The sequence below is a fragment of the Chryseobacterium arachidis genome (assembly GCF_900129245.1).
GTDB lineage: Bacteria > Bacteroidota > Bacteroidia > Flavobacteriales > Weeksellaceae > Chryseobacterium > Chryseobacterium arachidis.
The window spans coordinates 316,830-341,827 of the sequence record NZ_FQUT01000002.1 but is presented as its reverse complement, the minus strand read 5'-3'; the positions used below and the strand labels follow the sequence as shown (position 1 = coordinate 341,827).

The following is a 24,998-nucleotide window of genomic DNA, read 5'->3' as shown; positions in this document are numbered from 1 at the left end:
AGCTTTAAAAGTATGATATTCATCAGATTTTGATGCTTGTAGAAAAAAATCTACAAAAAAATAATGAAGTTGAATGGGAGAAATTTTCTGTTTTTTATTCGAAGAAATTGTAACAGAAAATCCAATGTTTTCTACTGCGTTTTAAATATAATTCTAATAATTTAATCACACTAAATAGATTAATAATAATGCATTATTGTTATCTATATACTTTATGGAATACCATTAAATAAAGAATTAAATAATTATAAAAATCACTTTGTGAGGATAAAATACCACATATTAAGTTTCTTTACGGTGAATTATATAATAACTCCACTATTTGGGATTATATGATCCTAACACTTGTTCGTAGAATTAATTCTATTTTTTATTGATTCAAAATTTGTTGTAATTAGCTATTATATATTGGTTTACGATTTATAAGTCTACTTTTTGATGTTTTTTTTATATACCTTTGTGGTCCCTTATTATGAAAAAAACTGTGTATTGCTGCGTGGCTGGATTGTTAACATCAATCCAAGCCTACGCTCAGGTGGGAGTTGGTACGAGTACCCCCAATTCTATTCTCGATGTAAACGGGAAAACCACCTTAAGAAAAGAACTTAGAGTAGGCGGTACTTCCTCTCAGGTCGGTAATGCCGGCTTAAACGGCCAGGTGCTGGTTTCCCAGGGACAAAATTTACCCCCTGTCTGGAAATCATTGAATGTTTCCTTCATAGAAGAAGGTCAGTACAAATTGGTAAACTCTTATCTTTCAAGTGATCAGGCTGGTATTACGAATCTTTCCAGTAGTAATGCCGCAGATGGTATCTACAAAAACAATATCGGTGATGATATTACTGATCTTACCAAAGGGAGATGGGTAAAAATCAGCGGGCTTAAAAATGTCTTTACCGTAAAAGACAGCAGAAATAAGCTGACTTATCAGTTTCAGACGGGAGCTGAAATGAAAGCTCCTACTGCTACAGAACCTCAGAATATAAATTTTGCCTGTGGGGTTTTCAGGAATAATAAACTTGTTGCGGTACGTCCGGATAAGATTTCCTCTACTGACAGTTCGGGAAAAGGAGGTTTCCAGGATTATATTTTCACACTGAATTATACCGAGCAGAATGTTCCGGCAGGAGAGCAAACGGTAGAAGTTGCCTGCAGAAAGATTAGTTCTTCCAATTCCGGTTCTCAGTTTACAATCGGAAAGAATATATCCAATTCTAACAATATTTCGAATGCATTTACTTTAGAGTCTATGATGAAAATCGATATTATAGAATACGTAAGCTATAACTAAACACTAAAAACATTCATGAAAAACATATTTTCTATCCTATTCATTGCAGTAGGGTTATCACTCTATGCCCAAGTGGGAATAAAAACAGAATCGCCAAAAGCACGCCTGGACGTTAACGGAGACATGAATTTGCGTGGAAAACTTGCCGTTTCCAACACAACAAACAGTGCTTTGTCTGAAGGTGCTGCAGACCAGATCCTGGTTTCTCAGGGGGAAGGATATGCACCGGTTTGGAAAAGCTTAAGAATCCCTCAATACGAAGCGAATAAATTTTATCTGATTTTTAATAATTCTTTTGCTGATGTTACGGGAGTCTCATTTTCCGGTTCAGAAGAAAGTACGATCAGTTCAAGATCGGCGGCATTTGTTAAAAATAAAGATTATAATGCTACCAACTTTCCAAGATTTAAAAAAATTCCGAGCCTTACCCAGACCATTAATGTATACAGCACGGTCAGCAAAGCATATTTCCAGTTTGAAACTGTAGTTCAGGCTACCTATACAGGAAGTTCATCCTCAGACCGGTCAATAGATTATGCTTGCGGGATTTTTGTTGATGATAAATTAATTAATCTGAGACAGGGAAATTTAAGATCGAGCAGTGCAAACAATACCTTCCTTACCCACAACCAGATCGGTATGGCTGAAAATCTATCCAAAGGACAACACACCGTAAGTGTGGCATGTTCCAGAATGGCTTCTTTTAATGTTGCCGACAATACGGTATTAGGTATCGGAAGAGCTGTGGCTGGCAATATCGATTCCTTTATTGCAGAATCTACCCTGAAGGTAGATGTATATGAAGTTCCCCAACAGTTTAACGCAATTACAAATTAAGATGAAAAAAATATTACTACTAATGAATTTGCTTGCAGTATTTTTATATAATGCTCAGGTGGGAATCAATACTAATACTCCGGTAAACATGCTTGATATCAACGGTGACCTCAATGTAAGAAAGGAACTGAGAATAGGAGGTACCAACACCGTGAAAGGGTCTGCAGGCGCAGCAGGGACAATTTTTCATAATACGACCGGTCTTAATGTAAACGACTGGAAGGATATTAAGGTTGCAGACGGATTAACAAGCATGTCTTTGTTTTCTATGAACACATTGGAAGACAAGACCGGAGTATCTTTTTCCGGGAGTGATGGAGCTACTCTGCCTTATGATGAAGGAGGGAATATTACAAGCTCTTGGGGCGTTTTGCAGGGAACGTCTTCTACATTTTCCATTACCAATGCTACCAATAAAGTCACGTTCAATTTCCAGACTTTAGCGCAAAAAACAGGAAACGGAGATGCCTCTACAAGTTTTGCCTGTGGGATTTTTGTAGATGATAAATTAAGAGCGGTAAGAGTAGATGTTATTACGGAAGGAGCAGGTTCTTACAAGATTTTTAACCTGAATGCAACATTAACAAATCTTACTCCGAAAAATAATTATACTGTAAAGGCGGCATGTATAAAAAGGAATATTAATTCCAATAGTTTAGGAATTGGAAGAGCGGTAGACACAAGCATTCTTACCCCGGATATGGCTAAGTCTGTTCTCACACTATCGGTTTTACAACCTTATTAGGATTTTGAAAATATAAATGATGAAAATGAGGATCTAAAGGCTTATGCTTTTAGATTCTTTATTTTTTAGGCATTTATTTTGAGAATTTAAGTCAATTATAAGAGAAAAACAATTATATTTGACACCATTAAAAATTAATAATTGTATGACAAAAAAATACTTTCTTTCCACTTTAGCGGCAGTAGCATTGGGGTTCGTAGTTTCGTGTGACAATACAACAGATGACCCGCCTAATCAGAATAACAATAATGGTTCGTCGGGAAATACCATTACAGGCCCGAGAATTCTTGCTAAAATAAACAGCAAGATAAGTGCTACGGAAACTAAGGATACGGAAGAGTATATTACAAACACAGGGATTCTTTCGCAGGCATTTTTAAGAGATGCGGGATCCAGTAATATGACAACAGCTACGGTTACATATTCCGGAGATAAAATTTCTAAGATCAGATACATTGATAATGTGAATCCTCATGTTATTGATAATACTTACAATCTTACCTACACTTCCGGAAAACTGACTTCATTTACGATGGATCAGACTATAGTGACAACAACTACCCATAGTGATTTCGAGGTTATTTACGATGCTAACGGACAGCTGTACAGAATTATTGAAAAGAAAAAAATGGGAAGTGCCAACTATACACATTATGCTGAATGTAAGTTTACGTTCTCCGCAAGTAATGTTGTTAAATTAGATTATACTACGATGTTGATGAGTGGTGGTAGTACTCCGACTCCGGATGCTTCCACGTCTTCTACAATGACTTATGCTTACGAAAATTACGATAGTAAAATAAATCCGTATACTACGTTACCAAAAGAATATTTCATGGTAATCAATACGCTTTTCCCGATCAACTTTAGCAATATCTCTTCTAACAATATGGGGAAACTTACCATGTATCCGCCTACAGGCTCACCAATCAGCATTCCTAAAGGATATTTGTATGATTCTCAGAATTTTCCGGTTTCAGACCAGGGGCAGGCAATGAAATACATATATAAACCGTTATAAGATAGAATTATCTTTTAATAGTTTTGCTTTAAATTAAAGAAATATATGATTTTTATGCAAAAAAAAATTATATTTGTGAAAAAATAAATAATCCCTATTGGAATGAAACGACTTTTTTATTTTATTTTACTTTTAGTAGGTGTTTCTACAGTACATTCTTGTAAAGATTTGCTGGATGAAGACGGAAATCCTCTATTGGATATTAATGAAAACACAGGGCTGAACGGGCCAAGAGCTTTATACAGAGAAATTACAAATGCAGATACATTGGCAACCTATCATTATAACGGATTGCAGTTGTCTAAAGTAGTTACAGATAGTATGAACTCTACTGCGGATATTGCCTGGAGCGGTAATAAAATCAGCAGAATCGACTTCAGAGGTTTTCTTGATCTTGACAAAAACGGAAAAATGGAGAAAGACAGTATCGTTTATACACAGCAGTTTACATACGCGGGAACTGGGAAATTAGAGAAGATTTCAGAGAACCGTTCTTACTATCACAGAATAACGACAGCTCCTTTCTCGGTGACCAACCCAAGTCCTCAGACGCTGTACAAAAAAGTAAGCAGTCTTTTTGATTTAAAATATTCTTCATCAACAGGTAAGCTGGAATCGACCAATATGAAAAGCGGGCCGGATGGTCCGGGAGTCAATTTCGATACCTATGCTGATACAAAATATGAGTACTCTGGAGATAACGTATCAAAAGTAGTTAAAAACTACGGGCCTATCACAGCGGGAGTACCGGGAGCGGCTACGAGAAAATTAGGTTTCGAGTACAATAATTACGATGCGAATATCAATCCGTTTACTTTATTGCCATTCGAATATAAAGTGACAAGACTTATTGATATGGATATTTATCTGGCGGGTCTTACAACACCGTATCTTGCTAATGAGAAACATCCGAATGGTTGGATGATATCCCCTAACAACCCGAAAAGATTGTCTATTACAGATCTTGCAGTTCCGGTGCCTACGCCAACTTTCTTTTCAACAAACTACCGTTACGATCCACAAACGTATATGACGGTGGGTTATACAGTAAATTACATGTACAAACCATTGTAAAAAAACAATTTTAAACAATATTTAAAACTCAATCTTTTCTAAGGTTGAGTTTTTATTTTTAATGCCTTAATTTTGCAAAAAATTTCTCAATGAAATATTTAATTGTTGGCCTTGGAAACAAAGGTGCAGAATACGAAAATACACGTCACAATATAGGATTTAAAGTAGCGGATAAACTCGCAGAAACAATGGAAGTTTCTTTCAATACCACCAATTTCGGCTGGATGGCAGACGGGAAATATAAAGGCAGGAGAGTGCTTGTCCTGAAACCGGATACCTATATGAATCTTTCCGGAAATGCCGTGAGATATTGGATGCAGAAAGAAAATATACCTTTGGAAAACGTATTGATCGTAACTGATGATCTGGCACTGCCTTTCGGAACATTAAGGATGAAAGGGAAAGGTTCTGATGCCGGGCACAACGGATTGAAGAATATTAATGAGGTTCTTCAGACACAGAATTATGCAAGGCTGCGTTTCGGTATTTCTGCAGATTTTTCGGAGGGGAGACAGGTAGATTATGTGTTAGGAACATGGAATGAAGAAGAATCTGAAAAACTGCCCGAAAGAATAGAAAAGTTTACCAAAGCATCTTTATCTTTCGTTTTTGCAGGAATCAATAATACAATGTCTGCCTTTAACGGGAAATAATTAAACTAAAATATAAAAAGAAACCTCCCGAAAAGGAGGTTTTATTGTTTGTAAACGACAATATCTGCGATGATCTTTTTATCGAAAAAATTTCTCTCACTCACTGTGAAACCATAATTATGCTCCTCCTGAAAAAGCTCTAACGGGATTGTTGAAGAAGGATCCGGTTTCCATTTGATAACAAACGTAACTTCATTTCCAGCGCTTATATCTTTGTCCGAAAATCTAAATAATGTACTCGGCAAAGGATTGTTCTCGTCTTGCTTAATGTCTGATTTTGCTTTTTTAAACTGCAGCTGCGTCATGTCTTTCATTAATAAAGAAAAAGGTTTTCCTCTGTATTTGTCTTTATTGGTTTCGAATTTTTTGGCATACGCTAAAGTATCACTTACCGGTTTTTGAGCTTTACTGAATCCGGTTAAGAAAAGTAAAAACGCAGTAAAAAATAGAGTTGTCTGAAGTTTCATAAGATTTGAAATCGTTTTTTCTGAATATCAAATGTAGGTATTTTGATAATGGATTAAGTTAAAACTTATTTAAATTTGGTTATAGATTTCCACAATCGTTTCAAGAATCTAAGGGAGAAAATAAAAAGACCACCGAAATTCGATGGTCTCCGACATACTTTTAAGAGTAATTTCTGTCAATTTATCTAAACTATAACATTTCTATATTGAATAGTTTAAGAAAGGAAATGGTTTATAACCAAGTTACAACTCCGGTTTCAACATCATAGTTGGCTCCTACAATCTTGATTTTTCCTTCTTCTTCAAGGTTTCTTAGAGTCGAGCTTTGCTTACGGATATCCTCAATCGCATGCTTTACATTCTGCTGATTCAGTCTTTCCAGCAATGCACTGTTTTTAGACGAACGCTCTTCACCTTCTTCAATGATCTCGTTGATAGTCGCATCGAAATGGTTAATCAAATGATTTAGGTTGTCCATACCCATACCTTCGATCTGAGCGGCATCTAAGCCTCCTTTCAGAGCCCCGCATTTTGTGTGTCCTAAAACGACAATAAGCTTTGAACCTGCAACGTTACAACCAAATTCCATAGACCCTAAAATGTCCTGATTAACGAAATTTCCTGCAATTCTGATGCTGAAAACATCACCCAGCCCCTGATCAAAGATAAGCTCAGCAGAAGTACGGCTGTCTATACAGCTCAAAACCACTGCAAAAGGCCATTGCCCTTCACGGGTAGCATTTACCTGCTCCAGAAGGTCTCTGTTTGCCTTCAGGTTGTTTACAAATCTCTGGTTTCCTTCCTTCAGAAAGTCTAAAGCTTTTTCAGGAGTAATTGTAGACTGAGTTTCGTGCGTGTGTGCTTTCATATAATTTACTGTTTATTTTTTGTATTGAATGTATTAAAATTAAAAAAAATCTTGTTACGAATTTACATCGCTCTTTTATGGGTGACCAAAATATGAGATTCTTCGTCTCTTTCATAATCTCTGTACGATGTTTTAAAGCCTAAAAGCTGCACCGAAATATCTTCTTCTTTGGCTCGGATATTCGCAAAATCCTGAATCATTTCCAGAACATCAGTGGCAATGTATGATGTGGTTCTCGCATCAATAATCACCGTTGAGTTAGGCTTTATATTTTTAAGCGTTTTTTTGATCGCTGCTTTATTTAAAAATGAAACTTCCTCTGCTAATTTTATCGTAATTTCATCAGCATCATCCAGCTTTTCACGGCTTAAATAATAAGCTCGCTTCATATTTCCCTGAAGGATGTAAAAGACGGAAATTGCAAGACCAATTCCTACACCTTTTAGTAAATCTGTTGCTACAACGGCTGCTACAGTGGCTACAAACGGAATAAACTGGAACTTTCCTAAATGCCAGAAATGTTTAAATGTAGCTGGTTTTGCCAATTTGTATCCCACCAAGATTAAAACGGCTGCCAAAGTCGCCAGCGGAATTAAATTTAAAATAACAGGAATAGAAAGTACACAGATCAAAAGAAGAACCCCGTGAATAATGGTAGAAGATTTGGAAGTTGCTCCTGCATTGGCATTGGCAGAACTTCTTACTACTACCGAAGTCATTGGAAGTCCCCCGATGAATGAACTGATCAGGTTTCCGATTCCCTGGGCTTTCAGTTCCAGATTGGTGTCTGTGATTCTTCTTTGCTGGTCTAATCTGTCTGATGCTTCGATACAAAGGAGTGTTTCAATAGATGCTACAATGGCAATAGTAGCTCCTACGATCCATACTTTCGGATTGGTAAATCCATTAAAATCCGGCATGGTCACCAGGTTTTTAAAATCATCAAAAGACTGGGGAACGGGCAGAGAAACCAGATGCTGAGGCTGGATTGCCAGTGAGCTGCCTGTCATCTTAAAGATCTGGTTTAGGATAATTCCTGTCACCACGGCAACCAAGGCTCCCGGAAGCATTTTCATTCTTTTCAGAACATGGATTCTGTCCCATGCAATCAGGATGGCTACGGAAACTAAGGTCACAATAATAGCTCCAGGCTGTATAGCACCGAAAAGTTCTGTGAAGTATCCGAAGTTTAAGCCGTTGTCGAATATAGATTCATGTCCTTCATAATCTTTGTCAAAACCTAATGCATGAGGGATCTGCTTTAATATAATAATGATGCCAATAGCAGCAAGCATCCCCTCGATTACGTTGTTGGGGAAGTAATTGGATATACTTCCGGCTCTTATAAATCCTAATATCAGCTGAATAAGCCCTGCAATAATTCCGGCACAAAGGAAAAGCTCGAATGCACCAAGATCTGTAATGGCTGTTAAAACAATGGCTGTCAATCCCGCCGCAGGCCCTGAAACCGAAATATTAGAATTACTGATGGATCCCACGACCAAACCTCCCACAATACCTGCAATAATTCCGGATAATGGTGGAGCCCCTGAAGCTAAAGCGATGCCGAGGCATAAAGGAAGTGCTACTAAGAATACAACGAGTCCTGATGGAAAGTTCTCCTTGATTCCTCCAATGAATGATGTTTTTTTCATGATAAAAGCTGCTGTGTGTAAACCGGTAACTATCAGTGATTACCGGGGATAAAATGGAAAATTAATTATTTAAATAAATGCATGTGTATTCCGTATCAAAAATGATAGAGAATGAGCGTCGAAAAAAATAAAAAATTAAGCTTCCGGAGGAGGGGAGAATATAGATAGAAAAGGCGACAGATGAAAAGAATCATCAATCAGTACAAAGACAGAATCTTCCAGAGATGGTTCAAAAAACTTCAAGTAGTCGAATACATCTAAAGTTTTAGGAAGTGTCTTTTCGTACACCGAAAATGAGGTTGGATGAGAATGTGGCTCTTCTTCATTGATTATTACATTGGTTCTCGTAAGGTCCCAGCCAAAAACAGCGGCAATACTGGGTAGAGCCGTGAAATTGAGGAAGAATAATAATGTAATAATACTCCAAAGTTTCATTTCACCTTCTTATATAAAAAAGTTATTTGGTCTTTCTGCTCATGACCCAATCTGAACTTGTAAGGTTGTAGATTTTCTGGATATCTTTCAAAATGTTTTCAAAATCAATTTCCAGATCTATGATCTTCCCAGTTCTCAGGTCAAAAACCCAGCCGTGTACTACAGGATATTCTTCTAAAATATACCTTTCCTGCACACAGGCCATTTTTATCACGTTAATACACTGCTCCTGAACATTCAGTTCTACAAGTCTGTCATAACGTTTTGCTTCATCTTCAATTGCGTCCAGCTCTGCCTGATGCAATCGGTAAACATCACGGATATTTCTCAGCCACGGGTTCAATAAACCCAAATCCTGAGGAGTCATCGCTGCTTTTACCCCGCCGCAGTTATAATGTCCGCAGACGATAATGTGTTTTACCTTCAGATGTTCTACAGCGTACTGAATAACAGCCGTTGAACTCATATCCAAAGTATTCACCACATTGGCAATATTTCTGTGGACAAAGACTTCACCTGGTTTTGCTCCCATGAGCTCTTCAGCAGTTGCCCTGCTATCCGAACATCCGATATATAAAAACTCAGGATGTTGGGTTTTGGCCAATTCATGAAAGAATTCCGGATTGTCCGCAATCTTAGAGGCTACCCATTTCTTATTGTTTTCAAAAATAACTTCGTACGATGATGCCATAATTTTATGAGTGTAATTATTTATTTCGTTTAAATTATTTTCAAATTCAATAGATCAAATCGATAATGATGCAAAAATATGATTTTTGTTGATATAGCAAACATTTTTAACAAAGTTTAATATTAAAAAATTCTTAAAAACTTTATCATCAAAGAGTTTTATCAATTTAAATCTACTTTTAAGATCTATTTTTTGTCATTCAAACGCTTTCAATCCTACCATAAAAATACAAACAATTTGCAGAAAAATTACTTTCACAGAAAATAATTATGTTAAACAAATCGGATGATTTACAAAAAAGACGTTTGCTGTTGTTTATTTACTTTAAATTTTATGATTGATATAGCCTTCCGTAGCATTTTCTGAAGGATAAATCTTACCGGGATTTCCCATCACAACAGAATTGTCGGGAACATCAAAATTAACATAAGAGTTGGGCGCAATTAAAACATTGGTTCCAATCGTAATTCCTCCTACAATAACGGCATTGGTTCCGATCCACACTTCATCTTTAATGATTGGAAAGCCCATATTTTTTCCACGATTTTGCTGCCCGATTGTGACACCCTGAGCGATATTGCAGTTTTTACCGATTTTGGCTTGCGGATTAATCACCAGGCTACCCCAATGTCCCAGATAAAAGCCTTCGCCGATTTCTGTTTCAGGATAAATCTGGAATCCGTATTTAATCTGATAATGTCTTAAAACAAACTTCCAGAAAATATTAAGCAAAGGTGTTTTCCTGTATTGTTGGGCTTTTCTTAAAACATAAATAAAATGAAGATTCGGGTTGATACATTTTGCCCAAATCTGAAAGGTGGAAAGCCATGTCCCACTTTCCCGGTAAAAATCTTTTTGAAGAGTAGAGTATTGATCTGCCATAAAACAAATGTAAGAAAGCTGAAGTTTTGTGGGATTAAATTAATTATAATTCATCTAAAATAGATACAATTTTACTCACCGAATTCTCAAGACTGAAAGGCATTTTGTAGTTTTTTAGCTTTTCTGAATAAGAGTCGAACGATTCCGGCTGCGATAACGCTTTTTTCATTCCTTCATAAATTCCTTCTTCGGAGTTTCCAACAATCAATCCGAATTCCCCATTATTCAGCATTTCATGAGCCCCTGAAACTTCTGTAGAAATAATATTCTTTTTTAAAGTAATCGCTTCAAAAAGAACGGTCGGAAAACCTTCATATCTGGAACTTAAAATATAAAAATCTGCCTGTTTGAAATAAGGATAAGGATTGTCGGTAAAGCCAAGCATTGTCGCAGTTTCATCAACTCCAAGATCCGATTTTAATTTTTTAATATTTTCAAAATCATAACCATCACCTACAATTAAAACTTTATGCTGAAAACCTTCGTCTAAAAGCTTTTTATGAACTTTCAGCAATCTGTCAAAGCCTTTCTGTGGAAAAACGGTTCCGACAGAAATAAATGTGGGAATATTCTGATCAAATTGATAATGTAAAACGGGCAGATCTGCCTTTGAAATAAATTCTTCTGTGTCTAATGGATTGTAGATCTTTACGATTTTCTGTTTTTCAACATCATTTTTGGCTAAACTATGGAAAAGGTGCTCAATCTTTTCAGAGATCACCATGATTTTATCAAACCCGAAAAACTTACGGATTTCGTCGTCAGTGTAGCCTTTCACCTGGGAAAGATCATTGTGAATCCACACGATTTTTTTTGAAGACTGAAGAGGTGAACCTAAAATTTCGTCGCGCATACCGTGGATTGCGGCGAACTCAATATCGTATTTTTTGTTATTTAATTTCCCTTTGTAAAGTAGGTTCGGGAACTTTTTTAATATTTTTTCATGAATGACTCTTGCTGCCTTTCTGGGGATCTCGTGAGGCCGGTTGGTAGTGATCATCTCGCCTTGATGCAGGTACAAAATGTTGATCCAGCCCGGAACTTCCGGCAAATACTTTCCCGAATTAAGATTAAGCAATAAATCAATCTCATATTTATGTTGAGGGAGATTTTTAAGAAAGGTAACCAATACTTTTTCTGCGCCACCATGACGCAGAGACCCGATCCGGATCAGTATTTTCTTTTTTTCAGGCATTATTTTTTTACGGGTTTATATTTGTGGGGAAGGTGTTCTTTAATATAGGCTTCCAGTTTGGCTCTGTCAGGTTCTAATTCTCTAGGATACATTACATTATTTTCAAGAGCTTTATCACCATATTCTTCAACAGTGCAAATGAATTTTGCGGGAGTTCCTGCATACACAGAATTATCCGGCATGCTGGAATTAAGTACAGAACCCGCCCCCAAAATACAGTTGTTACCCATCTGTGAGCCGGGAAGAAAAATACAATTGTTTCCTACGAAACAGTTTTTCCCGAGTTTTATTCTGCCAAAATTTCTGGCATCCTGATATTTTTCCATGCTTCGGATCACATACATTGCGCCATCATGATTGATGAATTTGCAACCTGCCGTGATTTTCGTTCTGTCACCGATTTCAATTAAGAAAGGTTCAGAGCCAAAATCAGGTGCTTCTACAAATATTACATCTTTACCTACTTTTAACCCTCTTGAAATAGAAATCTTGATGTAAATATTCTGAATAATTTTTTGATAAGTTGTATGACATTTCAGGATAAGTCGGTATATAAAAATCATTGTTCTTTTTTTACTAAGTTCGTAATGATATTTTCTACAGCATCAAATATTTTCTGATTGTCAAACTGTTTTTCAATGTCTTTTAAATGGTCTTTAATCGTCGAAACCAATTCTTTATCAGTAAGAAACTTTTTCATCGAATCGTACATTTCATCTGTTTCATAGTTGATAAGGTAGCCCGTTTTTCCATGTTCAATCATCTCGGGAATTCCTCCTACATTGGTTGAAATAATCGGTTTTTGAAGAATCAGGCTGTCTGCAATGATCAATGGCCAGCTTTCGGATTCAGAAGGAAGGATAAAAAAGTCTGCATTTTTTACATACGGATAAGGATTCATTAAAGAACCCAGCAGCTGGAAGCTTTTGGTAACATTCAGTTTTTCTGCCTGTTTTTTCAGGTTTTCCATTTCTTCACCATCACCAATAATGATCATATGATGATCAAACCCATCTTTTAACAATTTAGCATGAGCGTCCATCAGCTTATGAAAACCCTTTCGGCTGTGAAGTCTTGCTACGGAAACGAAAACCGGTTTATCAGGAAATTCAGGTTTAAAAGACAATGCTTTTTCCTTAAGTTCTTCAATCGGGATTGCGTTTTTAATAACCTGGCTTTCAGGAATCTTGAGATTTGGATAGGTTTCAACTAAAATATCCTTTGTCTGTTGAGAACCAAAAATAAAATAATCAAACTGAGGAATTTGTTTTAAAATTTCCGGAACCAAGGGCTGAAGTTTAGGCAAAGTAATATCAGAATGAAACCATCCTATTTTTTTAGACTTTTTATTGACAGAGTTTAAAACTGCTGAAAAAGCGGCATACGTCGGAGCGATTTCTACATCATATTCATCATTAAGAATTTTCTGAGCTATTGAAGGGTTTTTCAATGCTTTCTGAAGTCTTAATTTTCTTTTTGCCAACTGTACTTTTTGAATCAGAGAATTTTTAGAAAGATCTTCTCTTCCGTCTGTGAGGGAAACTTTTCTTACATGCCTGGGGATCTCATTCCTCAATTCTCCTTGGTTGATATTAAGGCAGATCGTCATATCAAACCGATCTTTGTTGAGGTGATTGAGCATGCTTAAGATTACTTTTTCTACACCGCCCATTTCCATGGAACGATGCCTGAAAAGCACTTTTATAGTATTGTGTTTTGTCATTAACTAAAGATTTGTTGGGCAAAAATGGTCAGTTTCTTCTTTATTTTAAATGAAATTGAGTTCTGATATTCCAAAAGTCCGTAAATATCCTGAGAATTTGTGTATACTTCCGGGATTTTTTTACCGTTAATGCTAGTCAGATTCCTGCGTTTCATCGTATTGAAAATTACTTTAGCAAAATATTCTCTGGATTTCAGTTTATTGTCGTTCTGAGAAATTCCTCCAGAATGAAGTCTGTAGAAATAGTTTACTTCATTAATAAACTGTACTTTGCCTTTTTCATACATTTTTAAATACAAATCCTGATCTTCTGCTATTTTCATCACGGTATTCATTTTTTCAGTTGTATCGTAAACGCATTTTCTGAACGATACGAAATGAACAATATTTACCGGACAATTGAAAAAGTATGGATTATTGTTGACGACCTGATCTGCCATCTTAGAAACTTCCAAAGGTTTCAGGTTTTCATCACATTTAAAGAATTTGGTATAGGTAAGTACAACATCTTTTTTGTTTTCAAAAACTTTGATGCTTGAAGAGAGTGCATTGGGGGTTATGGCATCATCCGGGTCTACAAAACCACAGATATTACCGGTTGCAAGATCAATAAGCTTACTTTTGGTAATTCCTACACCGCTGTTTTCAGCATTTGCAAAAAACTTAAAGCGCTCATCATTCCCGATTATTTTTTTAATAACTTCTACAGAATTATCCGTAGAAGCATCGTCTAAAATAACAGCTTCCCAATTTTTATATTCCTGTGCAAGAATAGAGTCGTAGCATTCCTTAAAGAACTTTCCATTATTGTAATTGGCAATCAGAACAGAAAATTTCATAAACCACTTGTGTTAATAAATTTTTACAAAGATAATTATATCATAAAGATAACATAAAAATCTTTATTTTTGTATCTTAAATTTAACACAGTGAGCGAAGTATCAAGAGTTCTCAAAACATTTATAGCTTATCTTAAAAGACCGGATCTTTATCCCGAGTTAGGTCGAAAAATCGTTAAAAACACCGTAAATAGGGGAAATGCGTTCAAAGGAAAAGAAAAAACGAATTCCTGGGCTGCTTCCAGAGCTGTTTCTCAAAAAGAAGCGGTGCTAAAACTTTTCGGGACAGACATCGATTCTTTTAGAAATATCTATTCTGATATCCTTGCCGAAGCGGAAAGAAGACAGAATGAATGTCCGATAAAAATGGGCGGGGCAGGAGCTTTGGAGCTTATTTATTATTCCTGTGAATTTGCAAATGCAAAAAATGCTGTAGAAACGGGAGTTGCCTACGGATGGTCGTCTTTAGCGGCGCTTTTGTCTTTAGAAAAAAGAAACGGGACATTATACAGCTCAGACATGCCTTACCTTGCACAGGATGGCGATCAGTATGTAGGATATGTCGTTCCAGAAAATCTTAAACCAAACTGGAAGCTATTCCGTTTTGCAGATAAGGAATCTTTACCGAAGATTTTCGTTGAAAGTCCTTCTTTTGATGTGGTTCATTATGATTCTGATAAGAGCTATAACGGAAGATTCTGGGCATACGGCGAATTGTATAAAAGACTGAGAAAAGGAGGAGTTTTCATCAGTGATGATATCGGAGATAACTCTGCTTATCAGGATTTCTGTGAAAAAAATGCGATCGAAACCACGGTTGTAGAATATGAAGGAAAATATATCGGTGTATTTATCAAGTAATTTCAGTGTATTTTGATTCGTGAAGATAACTCAGATTACATTTACCCGGTTTGTCGCTGCCATGGCGATTGTTATTTCCCATTTTAATAAAGATCTTTTTTTATATAAAATTAAATATATCTCCGACATTTTCCTCAGGGCGAATGTCGGTGTCAGTTACTTTTTTATCCTTTCCGGATTTATTATGATTGTAGCGTATCATAAAAAATCACAGATCGATTATAAAGACTTTTACAGGAACAGGTTTGCCAGGATATATCCACTGTATGTTGTCGGGCTTTTGCTGTATCTGGTCATGAAATATGCTGATTTCAGTTTTTATAAACTGTTTTTGTACTTATCCGGACTTCAAAGCTGGCTGCCCGGAAAAGCTTTGGTTTTGAATTTCCCGGGCTGGTCTATTTCTGTTGAGTTTTTATTTTATCTTCTTTTTCCGGTCTTGTATAATTATTTTTACTCAAAAGGGAATAAGAGGATTTGGCTGATTACTATTTTCATCTGGATCGTTACTCAGATTTTTTCGAATCTTTATGTCACTTCTTTGGCGTATAAAGGCCCGCATACGCTGAGCCATGAGTTTAGCCATTACTTTCCGCTTTGGCATATCAATGAATTTTTAGTAGGAAATCTGGCAGGATTATTTTTTGTAAAACACTTCAGGCAGAATAATCATGATATTAAGATTGTATTAATTTTCTTAGCCGTTTTATTCTCCTTAATTCTGATTCCGTTAAACTTTCACAACGGGCTGATGGCTGTTTTATTTGTTCCATTAATTTACCTGATTTCTAGCAACAATGGGTTTTTAACGAAAATATTTTCCCTAAAACCTCTGGAATATCTTGGTGAAATAAGCTATGCCGTGTATATTGTTCATATTCCGGTTCTGTATATTTTAAGGATGATTTTATGGGACTATTTTCAGATTCACGACAGCAATGAAGTATTCTGTATTTATATCCCGGTCTTGCTTTTGGTTTCGGCTATTTTGTATCAGACCGTGGAAAAACCTTTAAGAGATTATTTAAAGCGGGTGAAAATCGGATAAAATTTTTATTTTTGTTAAACATAAATGAATACACCATGTCTAAAATAATGTTCCCTGAAAATATTTTTACTCTAAAAAAATTAAATAATACCATAAGGGTTTCATAAAAAGAATATAATTTTTAAGAAGACTTTATGCTATTTAATTCAATAGGTTTTTTAATCTTTTTACCAATCGTATTTATACTGTATTGGTTTGTTTTCAATAAAAAATATCAGCATCAGAATGTGCTTGTTCTTGTGGCAAGTTTCTATTTTTATGCCTGTTGGGATTGGAGATTTCTCTTCTTGCTGATGTTTTCTATTGGTTTGGATTTCGTTTCCGGAATCATGATAGAGAAAAGCAAAAATAAAAAAGAGGCTACGTTTTGGCTGGCACTCAGCATTATCATCAATCTCGGTTTCCTAGGTTTTTTTAAATATTACAATTTTTTTGTAGAAAGTTTTTCTGATCTGTTGGACGGTTTTGGTTTTCATGCCAATGTATGGCTGTTGAAAATTGTACTTCCCGTCGGGATTTCATTTTATACTTTTCATGGGCTTTCTTATGTAATTGATATTTATAAAAAAAGGATTTCTGCAGAAAGAAATTTTATAGATTATGCTGTTTTCGTAAGCTATTTTCCTTTATTAGTGGCAGGACCTATTGAAAGAGCTACCCATCTTTTGCCACAAATTCAAAAAAAGAGAATATTTAATTATGAGCAGGCCGCAGATGGTATGCGACAGATACTTTGGGGGTTTTTTAAAAAAATGGTTATTGCGGACAATTGTGCACCATTGGTAAATGAAATTTTTGCCCATTATCATACGGAGAGTGCAAGCAATCTGGTTTTAGGAGCTGTACTGTTTGCTTTCCAGATTTATGGGGATTTTTCCGGATATTCCGATATCGCCTTGGGAGTTTCAAGATTATTCGGAATAGAATTGTTAAAGAATTTTTCGTTTCCGTATTTTTCGAGGGATATTGCTGAGTTCTGGAGACGCTGGCATATTTCACTGTCATCCTGGTTCAGAGACTATCTTTATATCCCTTTAGGCGGAAGCAAAGGAGGATTGATGATGAAGGTACGGAACACTTTTATCATTTTTCTTGTATCCGGATTTTGGCATGGCGCAAACTGGACTTTTATTATCTGGGGTGGGCTGAACGCCTTATATTTTATGCCTTTACTGCTAATGGACAGAAACAGACAGAACCTGGAAGTTGTGGCGATGGATAAAATTTTACCATCTTTTAAAGAAATTTTTCAGATCCTGGTTACTTTTTCGCTTACATGCTTTGCCTGGATATTCTTTAGAGCGTCGTCAGTTTCTCAGGCTGTCTCATATATCACAAAAATATTCAGTAAAACCATTCTTTCCATTCCTCCGCATTTTCCTTATAAAGTCATGGCATTAATCAGTGTAATGATTATTGTTGAATGGATCAACAGAAGCCGTTTTCATGGTCTTGAAATAAAAAGATTCAACCCTTGGCTCAGAAGAGGATTGTACCTGGTGATTATCTATATCATTCTCCGTTATGCTAATTTCGGGAATAATGAATTCATTTATTTTCAGTTTTAGTATGAAAAAATTTTTGTTCAAAATATCGTTTTATCTTTTAGGATGCATTGTCTTGTTTGCTGTCCTGGGATCTTTTGCAGATGGAAATACGGATGATAACTATATGCACTTTGCTGTTGAAAAACCTCATAATATTATTTTGGGTGACTCCAGAGGTTCACAGGCCGTGCAGCCACGAATTTTACAAGGAAAGCTTCAGCAAAAATTTGACAATTTTGCACTTAATGTTGTACAATCCCCTTATGGTCCTGTATATCTGGAAGCACTGAAAAGAAAGCTGAATCCTGATACGAAAAACGGGATCTTTATCTTGACTGTTGATCCCTGGAACTTATCTGTAAGTAAAACCTATACGGACGTATCTAAGGATCTTCCGGAGCGTAAAAATTCTCCTTTAGGAAATATGTGTAGCTATGATAGGTCTCCTAATTACGAATATCTTTTAAAAAACTATTCAAGAAGCTGGTTCAAAATTTTTACGGAACGAGAGAAAGCAGGAAGATCAAATACCTATCTGCACAAAGATGGGTGGATGGAAGTCAATGTTAATATGGAGAAAGACTCAGTGGAAAAAAGAGAGTTGTCAAAGCTGGAATTTTACAGAGATGATATTGCCAAAACACAGAACATATCCTCAAAAAGACTTACTGCTTTCGAGGATATTATTAAATTTCTTAAAAGTAAAGGGACTGTATATATCGTCAGAATTCCCGGCTCTGAAAGAACAATGCTGATTGAGAATTCTTATGCTCCGGATTTTAATGAGAGAATGAAATCGATCTCCCGAAGGCATTCAGTTCAATATTTCGACTTCTCTCCAAAGGCCAAAGATTACATCTACACCGACGGAAATCACATGTACAAAGAATCCGGAAAAGTTTTTACGGCTCAGATCGCAGATTCAATATTGGTGTATACAAAAAAAATCAAAATAAATATTCACGGAAATTAATATTATATAATCCGGAACGAATGCTTTTGTAATCTGTAATGAGGTATCTGGTAATCATTCCCCATTTTTTTAGGGTTGGGGCTAGAGCAATCTCGTAGCTTCGGTGCATTCTCCTGATGTGCAACTTTATATCTTCCGGAATCGTATTTTCTTGTTGTGCCCAGGTATTAACTTCATTCCAAAGGAGAACTCTTGTTGTGGCAGGTTTTATTTTTTTTGAATCTACAGCGGTAATTCTATTGCTTTCATGAACACCTCTTACGGCAACGGCTTTATCCAGAATTCCGGGATAGAGATCAAGATAGTAGGAAAGTCTGAAAAGAAATTCTGTGTCCTGATGAAGCCTTAAAGTTGTTTTAAAGAAAGGTTTTAGCTTTTTTACCATTGGTTCTCTTCGTATCGTGAGACAATCAATACTGAAAAGCCCAAAACTTCCCTTCATATTGAGCTGTCCGGGAAAAACATCTTTGGGATCATGCTTTTTATACACCGTGGTTAATTGGTCTCCGAAAAGACGATAATACTGTTCTTTTGCCTTTTCAGAATAATAGTGAACCCCTAATGCCCCATAAACTCCTTCAACCTTAGGATCTTTAAATAATTCTTTTTCCGCATCGAAACGGTTCGGAAGATAATAATCGTCTGCATCCAGAAATGCAATAAAATCTCCTGTGGCTTTCTCTAAGCCCAGATTTCTTGTTGGTCCTGCCCCGTGATTTCCTCGGTCGGGATGTTGAAAAAGTTTAACCCGATCATATTTTTCAGCCAATTGCCGGCAAACCTGCAATGCATTATCAGGCGACTGGTCCTCAACTAAAATCACTTCATATACTTCGCTAAACTGAAGTGCTGATTCTACAGCCTGGGTTACATATTTTTCGGCATTATAAACGGGAATAATTACGGAGATTTTCATGGAATAAAATGTGTATCTTAAATTATAGTTTTTCTGAAATTGATATTATATAAACCGGACCGGATACTTTGATAATCAAGAATTAAATATTTTAAAATCATGATCAGCTTTTTAGGATTTGAAGCAGTAGCAATATCAAAACTTCTTTTCATCCTTTGAATATGAATTCTGAAGTTTTCAGGCATTGATTCCTCTTTTTGTGCCCAATCGTGGACGTACCTCCACATAATGGATCTCGTTTTCGCAGGGATTTTTTTATTAATTCCGATTTCTGTTATTCTGTTTTCTTCATGAACCCCTCTTAAAGCTATTGCCTCATCAATAATTCCGGGATAAAGATTAAGAAAATAAGACAGACGGAAAAGAAATTCGGTATCTTCATGAAGTTTCAAATCAGGCCTGAAAAAGATCTGCATTTTATTGAGTAAGGGATTTCTTCTCACCGTTAAAGTATCAATACTGAACATCCCGAAGCTACCCTTCATATTGAGCTGTCCGGGAAAGACATCTTTTGGCGGGTGCTTTTCATACACCGTTGTAATAGAATTTCTGAAAACTTTATAATATTGTTCCTTGGCTTTTTCCGAATAAAAATGGACTCCCAGCGCTCCGTAAACGCCTTCTACTTTAGGATCTTGAAAAAGATCTTTTTCCGCGTCGAAACGGTTTGCCAGATAGTAATCGTCGGCATCTAAAAATGCAATAAAATCTCCTGAAGCTTTTTTTATTCCCAGATTTCTGGAAGCTGAAGCACCATGATTTGCCTTATCGGGATGCTGAAAAAATTTTACTCGATCATATCTTTCGGATAAGCTCCTGCAAACCTCCAGAGCATTGTCCGGTGATTGGTCTTCAATTAAAATAACTTCATATACTTCCTCAAACTGAAGAGCAGACTCCACAGCTTTGGTCACATATTTTTCTGCATTGTAAACGGGGATGATGACTGAAACTTTCATTTATCTGTAATAATTGAAACGGTATTTTGTTTTTAATATTTCAGGATTTTTTAGTCCTTCAATTACAATATTACAGTATTTTGTCAGTCCTTTTTTCTGAGCCAAATCATAAGACTTGTAGCTTAAGTAAATTCTTTTTTTATATTCAGATGGTAAATTGTTGGTTTCAGACCAATCTTTCAGAGACTTCCAGTAAAGAAGTTGCCTCTGGTTGTACTGAGGCGAATACTGGACAATTTTCGTTATTCTGTTGTCATCATGAATGCCTCTCATCGCAACAGCTTTATCAATAATTCCTGATTTCAGATAACAGTGGTAAGCCAGTTTGATAATAAAATCCGAATCCTGATGTACCCGAAGATTTTTGTTGAATGTAAGCTGGGCTCTTTTCAATGCAGATTTTCTGATGGTTAATGCATTCAAATGAAAAAATGTACCAAAAGTTTTGGAGGTTAAGCTTAACAATCCCCTGAAAACCTCTTCTCCTTCGGCAGGATAATGAACTGTTGTAAGCGGCGCGTCTTTGAATTTTATCTGATATTCCTGCTTTCCTTTTTCTGTAAGATAATCAACCCCAATTGCTCCAAAAACGCCTTCTGTTTTAGCATCTTTAAAAAGTTCTTTTTCTGCATCAAATCGGTTCGGAAGATAATAGTCATCGGCATCCAGAAAGGTAATGAAATTTCCGGTTGCTTTTTCAATTCCGAGATTTCGGGTTGCACCGGCGCCGTGGTTTTCTTTATCAGGATGTTGAAATAATTTTATTTTGGGATTTTCGGATGCTAATTTCTGGCAAATTTCCAGAGAATTGTCTGTCGATTTGTCTTCCACTAAAATCACCTCTTTTACTTCATCAAAATGTACGGCAGAACTGACCGATTTTTCAAGGAACTGCCCTGCGTTATATACCGGAATAATTACAGAAATATCCAACATTACAAAACATTTTGATTATTATGTGCCCAAAGAGCTAACTGAAGGATATTCCAGTGCTTATGGTCTTTATTTAAAAATTTCTGAGTCGCTTTAAAATCAATATAATTAAATATTTTCTGATCCGGATTTTTTAACAGATCATTTGATAAATTGATAAGGTTTTCTTCCTCAAACCAGCTTTTTACACTCATTCCAAACCCCTGCTTATGGCGTTGTCGGATAGTTTCTGTCCAATACGATCCCATCGCTTCACGAAGAATTATTTTATCATTTTCACTATCGATTTTTAACTGCTCAGGAAGCTGAATGCAGAATTCGGCGAAATCAATATCCAGGAAAGGTGTTCTTACTTCAAGAGAATTCGCCATGGCCATTCTGTCGGATTTTACCATCATATTACTGGGAACATAGCCTTCCAGATCTACTCTCATGATGTCATTCAATGAATCGGGATCAGGAGTGAAGCTATAAGGATATGAAAACGTTGAGGTTACTCCCAATGCATTTTTTTCTTTCGTGTTAAAAGCATTTCTCACATAATTCTGATGGAAATCGAGAATATTTTCGTGCTGAAGATTTTTTTGAGAAAGGAAAGAAATAGGTTTTATTTTCTGATATAAATTCAAGCCAAACTGAGCAATGATGTTTTTATAGCTGAAATGTTTTCTTAGTTGATTTTCAACCTTATAAAAATTGTAGCCGCCGAATAATTCGTCACCCACATCTCCGGAGAGTACCACAGTAAGATCTTTTCGGGCATTTCTGCAGATCTCAAAATGCGGAATAAAAGAAATATCGGCGAAAGGTTCATCGAAAAATGGGGAAATCTTTAACAGAGAAGTCGCTAAATCTTCTTTTTTCTCATGAACCTCAATATGATTGGTCTGATATTTTTCTGCAATTTCCTTGGCATATTTTAGTTCGCTGTTTTCATGGTCGTACCCAAAACTGATGGTGGTTTGTTTGGGAAGATATTCTGCTACTAAAGCTACAATAGACGAGGAATCGAGTCCGCCGCTTAAAAAACTTCCTACTTCTACATCTGCAATGAGCTGCTTTTGCACTGCTTTTTTCAGGAGGTAAGTAAATTCTTCCTGTGCATCTGATAAGCTTAAAATACGATCTTTTGCAGGCAAGCTGTAGTATCTTGAAATATTGATTTCTCCGTCTTTCCAGATCAACTGGTGAGCAGGAGGAAGGGTGTGGATATTTTTGTAAATACTGTGATACGTGCTTACATATCCGTATTGTAAATAATAAGAAATTGCTTCTTGGTTTACCTGGGGCTGAATTAATCCTGAAGCTAGGATTGCCTTGATTTCCGAGGCAAAAATAAACTCATTATTTTTTCCGATGGCATAGAAAAAAGGTTTCTCGCCAAATCTGTCTCTTGCGCAGAAAAGCTCCTGTTTCCCATTATCCCAGATGGCAAAGGCAAACATTCCCGGAAGATCATGGATGAGGTTTTCTTTTTTTCTCCGGTACATGGCCAAAATCACCTCTGTATCGGAACTTCCATGGAAAGGATATTCCGGATATTGGGCTTTGATCTCCTGATAGCCGTAAATTTCACCATTCAAGACAATGCATTCGTTCTTTGTGCTAGAAAACATCGGCTGTTTTCCGTTTTCCGAAAGATCAATAATGGAAAGTCTGCGATGTCCTAATGCCGCATTTTCATAAAATTCAAAATCGGAGGAGTCCGGACCACGATGTGCTATGGCATCTGTCATTCTCTTGAGTTCTTCCTGATAGTTTCGGGCATTATTGGTAATGATTCCGGCTATTCCACACATTTTTCTTTTTTCTTTTATTTTTTAGAGGGAATGTATAATGTAAATCTTCCGGTTTTCACAGTCTTGTAATCTTCCGGATGGTTTACAAACTTTAAAGGTACGATTTCTTTAGGATAGAAAGGATAGTCGTTGCTTTCAATATAAATGAAATCATCGGGAGTTTTACCTTCTTTTTCGATAATAAATTTAATATAATCTTTTAAGGTAAAATAATAATAAATAGGCGGTTTTGCATTTAAAATATACAGATAACCCATGAGATGATTACTGGAATAGATAACGTTCTTCTGATTTTCCAAATAAGGACGCAGATCTTCAATATCTTTTTTTCGGCCTTTATCTACATATAAATCGTAACCATTGATTTTTATTTTTTCTGTCTGTTCTGTGAACATAAAGTCTTTCCAGCCTTTCTCTTTCAGTAAGTTAGGGAAAACAAAACATTGATAAAGAAAAAAGGCGGTGAAAATACCATATACTTTACTGTTATAGATTGATAAAATAACAATAATTAAAGTTAAATAGTAATAAATACTATATGCCGGTCCTCTTACTTCAAAATAAGCTCCGGAACCAAAGGACAGTCCGAAAGGTAGTAAGGTGAGAACAATCAACATCGTTTTTTTCTCCCTACTGATTTCAGGTTCTAAAAAGTATCTGTAAATTAGTAAAGAGAATAAAATATAATTAATATATATGAATGGATATACAAAATAGGAGATAACGGAAAGAGTAGCTAAAGCAATTAAAATATAATTGGTATGCTGGATTTTATTTTTCGAGAACTTTATCAGATATCCAATTAAGGCTGAAGCGGGAATAATAAAAAATCCTAACACCTTCAGAATCCAGAATACAAAAAATCTTTTAGGGTGCTGTTTTGTATGGAACTTTTGGTAATATCTTATCCATTCAAACTGTGCAACAAATTTTGAGAAGCTTTCTATGCAGGTGAAATAGAAAAGAATACCTAAAATCCCGCCACCAATGATGTAAATAATCGGTTTCTTATCTTTTTTCCAGAAATTGTACAGCAAAAATAAAGCAATGGGTACAACTACAATAGTATGTGGAATTCCGTTAAATAAAACTAAACCCAGAAAAGCCCCTGAGATTATTAAAGGGAATAATTTTTTATAAATCAGATAAATAAAAATCAACGCCAAAGAAAGGTTAATCAGAATTGTATTTCCAATGTACTGATGCAGAACGATATTGCTCATTCCCCAAGCAAGAAAATTGAAACCTATTCCTAAAAATCCTAACAGGAAAGGATGAACTTTAAGTTGATAATATTTACTGGTAAAAAAATACAGTATAAAAGTAGAAATGTTTAATAATCCATACGTTATTACTCTAAATTTAAAAATGTTTTCAGTAAAGAGAAAATGAAATATTCTATAAAAGTTGGTAGAGTCTACGGTGGGTAAGCTTTGATGATCTTTATAGAGAAAAAGATAAAACACTTCATCATTGAAGATTAATCCTTTGTCAAGATTCGTATAGACTATAAATCCCATGAAAAAGCATCCAACGAGAAATAGCCAACTTAATATGTTTGTATATTTATCCTGTACCCTTTCCAT

Annotated in this window: 25 protein-coding genes; 10 read left to right on the top strand and 15 right to left on the bottom strand. The window is 35.9% G+C overall.

Features of this window, described 5'->3' with window-relative positions:
• Positions 1-472: 472 nt before the first annotated feature.
• The 6 genes from BUA89_RS05330 (at position 473) to pth (ending at position 5,621) form a co-directional block, all read left to right on the top strand.
• The gene (locus BUA89_RS05330) at positions 473-1,291 is read left to right on the top strand and encodes a hypothetical protein (protein WP_072953773.1); all 819 of its coding nucleotides are present in this window, start codon (positions 473-475) and stop codon (positions 1,289-1,291) included.
• A 15-nt stretch (positions 1,292-1,306) separates the two neighbouring features.
• Positions 1,307-2,128 carry a hypothetical protein gene (locus BUA89_RS05325; RefSeq protein WP_072953772.1) on the top strand — a complete coding sequence of 274 codons (822 nt, stop codon included), beginning with the start codon at positions 1,307-1,309 and terminating at the stop codon, positions 2,126-2,128.
• A 22-nt stretch (positions 2,129-2,150) separates the two neighbouring features.
• The gene (locus tag BUA89_RS05320; RefSeq protein ID WP_228420523.1) at positions 2,151-2,873 is read left to right on the top strand and encodes a hypothetical protein; all 723 of its coding nucleotides are present in this window, start codon (positions 2,151-2,153) and stop codon (positions 2,871-2,873) included.
• Positions 2,874-3,018: 145 nt separating this feature from the next.
• Complete coding sequence (locus BUA89_RS05315; RefSeq protein ID WP_072953768.1) at positions 3,019-3,894, top strand: hypothetical protein; 876 nt, start codon at positions 3,019-3,021, stop codon at positions 3,892-3,894.
• Between the two features lie 102 nt (positions 3,895-3,996).
• The gene (locus BUA89_RS05310; RefSeq protein WP_072953766.1) at positions 3,997-4,968 is read left to right on the top strand and encodes a hypothetical protein; all 972 of its coding nucleotides are present in this window, start codon (positions 3,997-3,999) and stop codon (positions 4,966-4,968) included.
• Between the two features lie 89 nt (positions 4,969-5,057).
• Positions 5,058-5,621: an aminoacyl-tRNA hydrolase gene (pth, locus tag BUA89_RS05305; RefSeq protein WP_072953764.1), complete on the top strand. Its 564-nt coding sequence runs from the start codon at positions 5,058-5,060 to the stop codon at positions 5,619-5,621.
• Between the two features lie 41 nt (positions 5,622-5,662).
• Here pth and BUA89_RS05300 read toward each other — a convergent pair whose 3' ends face one another.
• The 10 genes from BUA89_RS05300 to BUA89_RS05255 form a co-directional block, all read right to left on the bottom strand.
• Positions 5,663-6,088, bottom strand: coding sequence for a hypothetical protein (locus tag BUA89_RS05300; RefSeq protein WP_072953762.1), 426 nt, complete (start codon positions 6,086-6,088; stop codon positions 5,663-5,665).
• A gap of 232 nt (positions 6,089-6,320) precedes the next feature.
• Complete coding sequence (locus BUA89_RS05295) at positions 6,321-6,956, bottom strand: carbonic anhydrase (protein ID WP_072953760.1); 636 nt, start codon at positions 6,954-6,956, stop codon at positions 6,321-6,323.
• Between the two features lie 62 nt (positions 6,957-7,018).
• Positions 7,019-8,611, bottom strand: a complete 1,593-nt coding sequence (locus BUA89_RS05290; RefSeq protein WP_072953758.1) for a SulP family inorganic anion transporter — start codon at positions 8,609-8,611, stop codon at positions 7,019-7,021.
• A gap of 135 nt (positions 8,612-8,746) precedes the next feature.
• On the bottom strand, positions 8,747-9,046 hold the full coding sequence (locus BUA89_RS05285) for a hypothetical protein (RefSeq protein WP_072953756.1): 300 nt from the start codon (positions 9,044-9,046) through the stop codon (positions 8,747-8,749).
• A 22-nt stretch (positions 9,047-9,068) separates the two neighbouring features.
• Positions 9,069-9,737, bottom strand: a complete 669-nt coding sequence (locus BUA89_RS05280; RefSeq protein ID WP_072953755.1) for a carbonic anhydrase — start codon at positions 9,735-9,737, stop codon at positions 9,069-9,071.
• Between the two features lie 324 nt (positions 9,738-10,061).
• On the bottom strand, positions 10,062-10,619 hold the full coding sequence (locus BUA89_RS05275; RefSeq protein ID WP_072953753.1) for a serine acetyltransferase: 558 nt from the start codon (positions 10,617-10,619) through the stop codon (positions 10,062-10,064).
• 43 nt (positions 10,620-10,662) lie between these two features.
• Complete coding sequence (locus BUA89_RS05270) at positions 10,663-11,814, bottom strand: glycosyltransferase (protein ID WP_072953751.1); 1,152 nt, start codon at positions 11,812-11,814, stop codon at positions 10,663-10,665.
• On the bottom strand, positions 11,814-12,377 hold the full coding sequence (locus BUA89_RS05265) for an acyltransferase (protein ID WP_072953749.1): 564 nt from the start codon (positions 12,375-12,377) through the stop codon (positions 11,814-11,816). The genes BUA89_RS05270 and BUA89_RS05265 overlap by 1 nt, the downstream gene beginning before the upstream one ends.
• Entirely contained in the window at positions 12,374-13,537 is a 1,164-nt protein-coding gene (locus BUA89_RS05260) for a glycosyltransferase (RefSeq protein ID WP_072953747.1), read from the bottom strand. Before BUA89_RS05260 ends, BUA89_RS05265 begins: the two co-directional genes overlap by 4 nt.
• Positions 13,537-14,376 (bottom strand): glycosyltransferase family 2 protein, encoded by an 840-nt coding sequence (locus BUA89_RS05255; RefSeq protein WP_072953746.1) that lies wholly within the window; start codon positions 14,374-14,376, stop codon positions 13,537-13,539. Before BUA89_RS05255 ends, BUA89_RS05260 begins: the two co-directional genes overlap by 1 nt.
• Positions 14,377-14,466: 90 nt before the next feature.
• Here BUA89_RS05255 and BUA89_RS05250 point away from each other — a divergent pair, with 90 nt between their 5' ends.
• From BUA89_RS05250 to BUA89_RS05235, 4 genes are all read left to right on the top strand, one after another.
• Positions 14,467-15,237 carry a class I SAM-dependent methyltransferase gene (locus tag BUA89_RS05250; protein ID WP_072953744.1) on the top strand — a complete coding sequence of 257 codons (771 nt, stop codon included), beginning with the start codon at positions 14,467-14,469 and terminating at the stop codon, positions 15,235-15,237.
• A gap of 19 nt (positions 15,238-15,256) precedes the next feature.
• Positions 15,257-16,285, top strand: coding sequence for an acyltransferase family protein (locus tag BUA89_RS05245; RefSeq protein ID WP_143152266.1), 1,029 nt, complete (start codon positions 15,257-15,259; stop codon positions 16,283-16,285).
• Positions 16,286-16,419: 134 nt separating this feature from the next.
• Positions 16,420-17,853: an MBOAT family O-acyltransferase gene (locus BUA89_RS05240; protein ID WP_072953742.1), complete on the top strand. Its 1,434-nt coding sequence runs from the start codon at positions 16,420-16,422 to the stop codon at positions 17,851-17,853.
• Between the two features lies 1 nt (position 17,854).
• The gene (locus BUA89_RS05235) at positions 17,855-18,805 is read left to right on the top strand and encodes a hypothetical protein (RefSeq protein WP_228420522.1); all 951 of its coding nucleotides are present in this window, start codon (positions 17,855-17,857) and stop codon (positions 18,803-18,805) included.
• On the opposite strand, the gene BUA89_RS05230 is transcribed toward BUA89_RS05235, so the two are convergent.
• Genes BUA89_RS05230 through BUA89_RS05210 form a run of 5 tightly spaced genes read right to left on the bottom strand, consistent with a single transcriptional unit; the run spans position 18,780 to position 24,998 of the window.
• On the bottom strand, positions 18,780-19,721 hold the full coding sequence (locus tag BUA89_RS05230) for a glycosyltransferase family 2 protein (RefSeq protein WP_072953741.1): 942 nt from the start codon (positions 19,719-19,721) through the stop codon (positions 18,780-18,782). The two genes, BUA89_RS05235 and BUA89_RS05230, sit on opposite strands and share 26 nt — an antisense overlap.
• Positions 19,722-19,738: 17 nt before the next feature.
• The gene (locus tag BUA89_RS05225; RefSeq protein WP_072953740.1) at positions 19,739-20,680 is read right to left on the bottom strand and encodes a glycosyltransferase family 2 protein; all 942 of its coding nucleotides are present in this window, start codon (positions 20,678-20,680) and stop codon (positions 19,739-19,741) included.
• Entirely contained in the window at positions 20,681-21,616 is a 936-nt protein-coding gene (locus BUA89_RS05220) for a glycosyltransferase family 2 protein (protein WP_072953739.1), read from the bottom strand. It lies immediately after the preceding gene.
• Positions 21,616-23,412: an asparagine synthase (glutamine-hydrolyzing) gene (asnB, locus tag BUA89_RS05215; protein WP_072953738.1), complete on the bottom strand. Its 1,797-nt coding sequence runs from the start codon at positions 23,410-23,412 to the stop codon at positions 21,616-21,618. The genes BUA89_RS05220 and asnB overlap by 1 nt, the downstream gene beginning before the upstream one ends.
• 14 nt (positions 23,413-23,426) lie before the next feature.
• Entirely contained in the window at positions 23,427-24,998 is a 1,572-nt protein-coding gene (locus BUA89_RS05210) for a hypothetical protein (protein WP_072953737.1), read from the bottom strand.

Excerpts from the sequence above, each read along its gene's own strand:
- BUA89_RS05315 (WP_072953768.1), top strand. The coding sequence starts at position 3,019 with ATGACAAAAAAATACTTTCTTTCCACTTTAGCGGCAGTAGCATTGGGG.
- BUA89_RS05210 (WP_072953737.1), bottom strand. The coding sequence starts at position 24,998 with ATGGAAAGGGTACAGGATAAATATACAAACATATTAAGTTGGCTATTT.
- BUA89_RS05235 (WP_228420522.1), top strand. The coding sequence starts at position 17,855 with ATGAAAAAATTTTTGTTCAAAATATCGTTTTATCTTTTAGGATGCATT.
- BUA89_RS05265 (WP_072953749.1), bottom strand. The coding sequence starts at position 12,377 with ATGATTTTTATATACCGACTTATCCTGAAATGTCATACAACTTATCAA.
- BUA89_RS05270 (WP_072953751.1), bottom strand. The coding sequence starts at position 11,814 with ATGCCTGAAAAAAAGAAAATACTGATCCGGATCGGGTCTCTGCGTCAT.
- BUA89_RS05285 (WP_072953756.1), bottom strand. The coding sequence starts at position 9,046 with ATGAAACTTTGGAGTATTATTACATTATTATTCTTCCTCAATTTCACG.
- BUA89_RS05300 (WP_072953762.1), bottom strand. The coding sequence starts at position 6,088 with ATGAAACTTCAGACAACTCTATTTTTTACTGCGTTTTTACTTTTCTTA.
- pth (WP_072953764.1), top strand. The coding sequence starts at position 5,058 with ATGAAATATTTAATTGTTGGCCTTGGAAACAAAGGTGCAGAATACGAA.
- BUA89_RS05240 (WP_072953742.1), top strand. The coding sequence starts at position 16,420 with ATGCTATTTAATTCAATAGGTTTTTTAATCTTTTTACCAATCGTATTT.
- BUA89_RS05320 (WP_228420523.1), top strand. The coding sequence starts at position 2,151 with ATGAATTTGCTTGCAGTATTTTTATATAATGCTCAGGTGGGAATCAAT.
- asnB (WP_072953738.1), bottom strand. The coding sequence starts at position 23,412 with ATGTGTGGAATAGCCGGAATCATTACCAATAATGCCCGAAACTATCAG.
- BUA89_RS05325 (WP_072953772.1), top strand. The coding sequence starts at position 1,307 with ATGAAAAACATATTTTCTATCCTATTCATTGCAGTAGGGTTATCACTC.
- BUA89_RS05310 (WP_072953766.1), top strand. The coding sequence starts at position 3,997 with ATGAAACGACTTTTTTATTTTATTTTACTTTTAGTAGGTGTTTCTACA.
- BUA89_RS05280 (WP_072953755.1), bottom strand. The coding sequence starts at position 9,737 with ATGGCATCATCGTACGAAGTTATTTTTGAAAACAATAAGAAATGGGTA.
- BUA89_RS05225 (WP_072953740.1), bottom strand. The coding sequence starts at position 20,680 with ATGAAAGTTTCAGTCATCATCCCCGTTTACAATGCAGAAAAATATGTG.
- BUA89_RS05330 (WP_072953773.1), top strand. The coding sequence starts at position 473 with ATGAAAAAAACTGTGTATTGCTGCGTGGCTGGATTGTTAACATCAATC.
- BUA89_RS05295 (WP_072953760.1), bottom strand. The coding sequence starts at position 6,956 with ATGAAAGCACACACGCACGAAACTCAGTCTACAATTACTCCTGAAAAA.
- BUA89_RS05255 (WP_072953746.1), bottom strand. The coding sequence starts at position 14,376 with ATGAAATTTTCTGTTCTGATTGCCAATTACAATAATGGAAAGTTCTTT.
- BUA89_RS05230 (WP_072953741.1), bottom strand. The coding sequence starts at position 19,721 with ATGAAAATCTCCGTAATTATTCCCGTTTATAATGCCGAAAAATATGTA.
- BUA89_RS05290 (WP_072953758.1), bottom strand. The coding sequence starts at position 8,611 with ATGAAAAAAACATCATTCATTGGAGGAATCAAGGAGAACTTTCCATCA.
- BUA89_RS05275 (WP_072953753.1), bottom strand. The coding sequence starts at position 10,619 with ATGGCAGATCAATACTCTACTCTTCAAAAAGATTTTTACCGGGAAAGT.
- BUA89_RS05260 (WP_072953747.1), bottom strand. The coding sequence starts at position 13,537 with ATGACAAAACACAATACTATAAAAGTGCTTTTCAGGCATCGTTCCATG.
- BUA89_RS05220 (WP_072953739.1), bottom strand. The coding sequence starts at position 21,616 with ATGTTGGATATTTCTGTAATTATTCCGGTATATAACGCAGGGCAGTTC.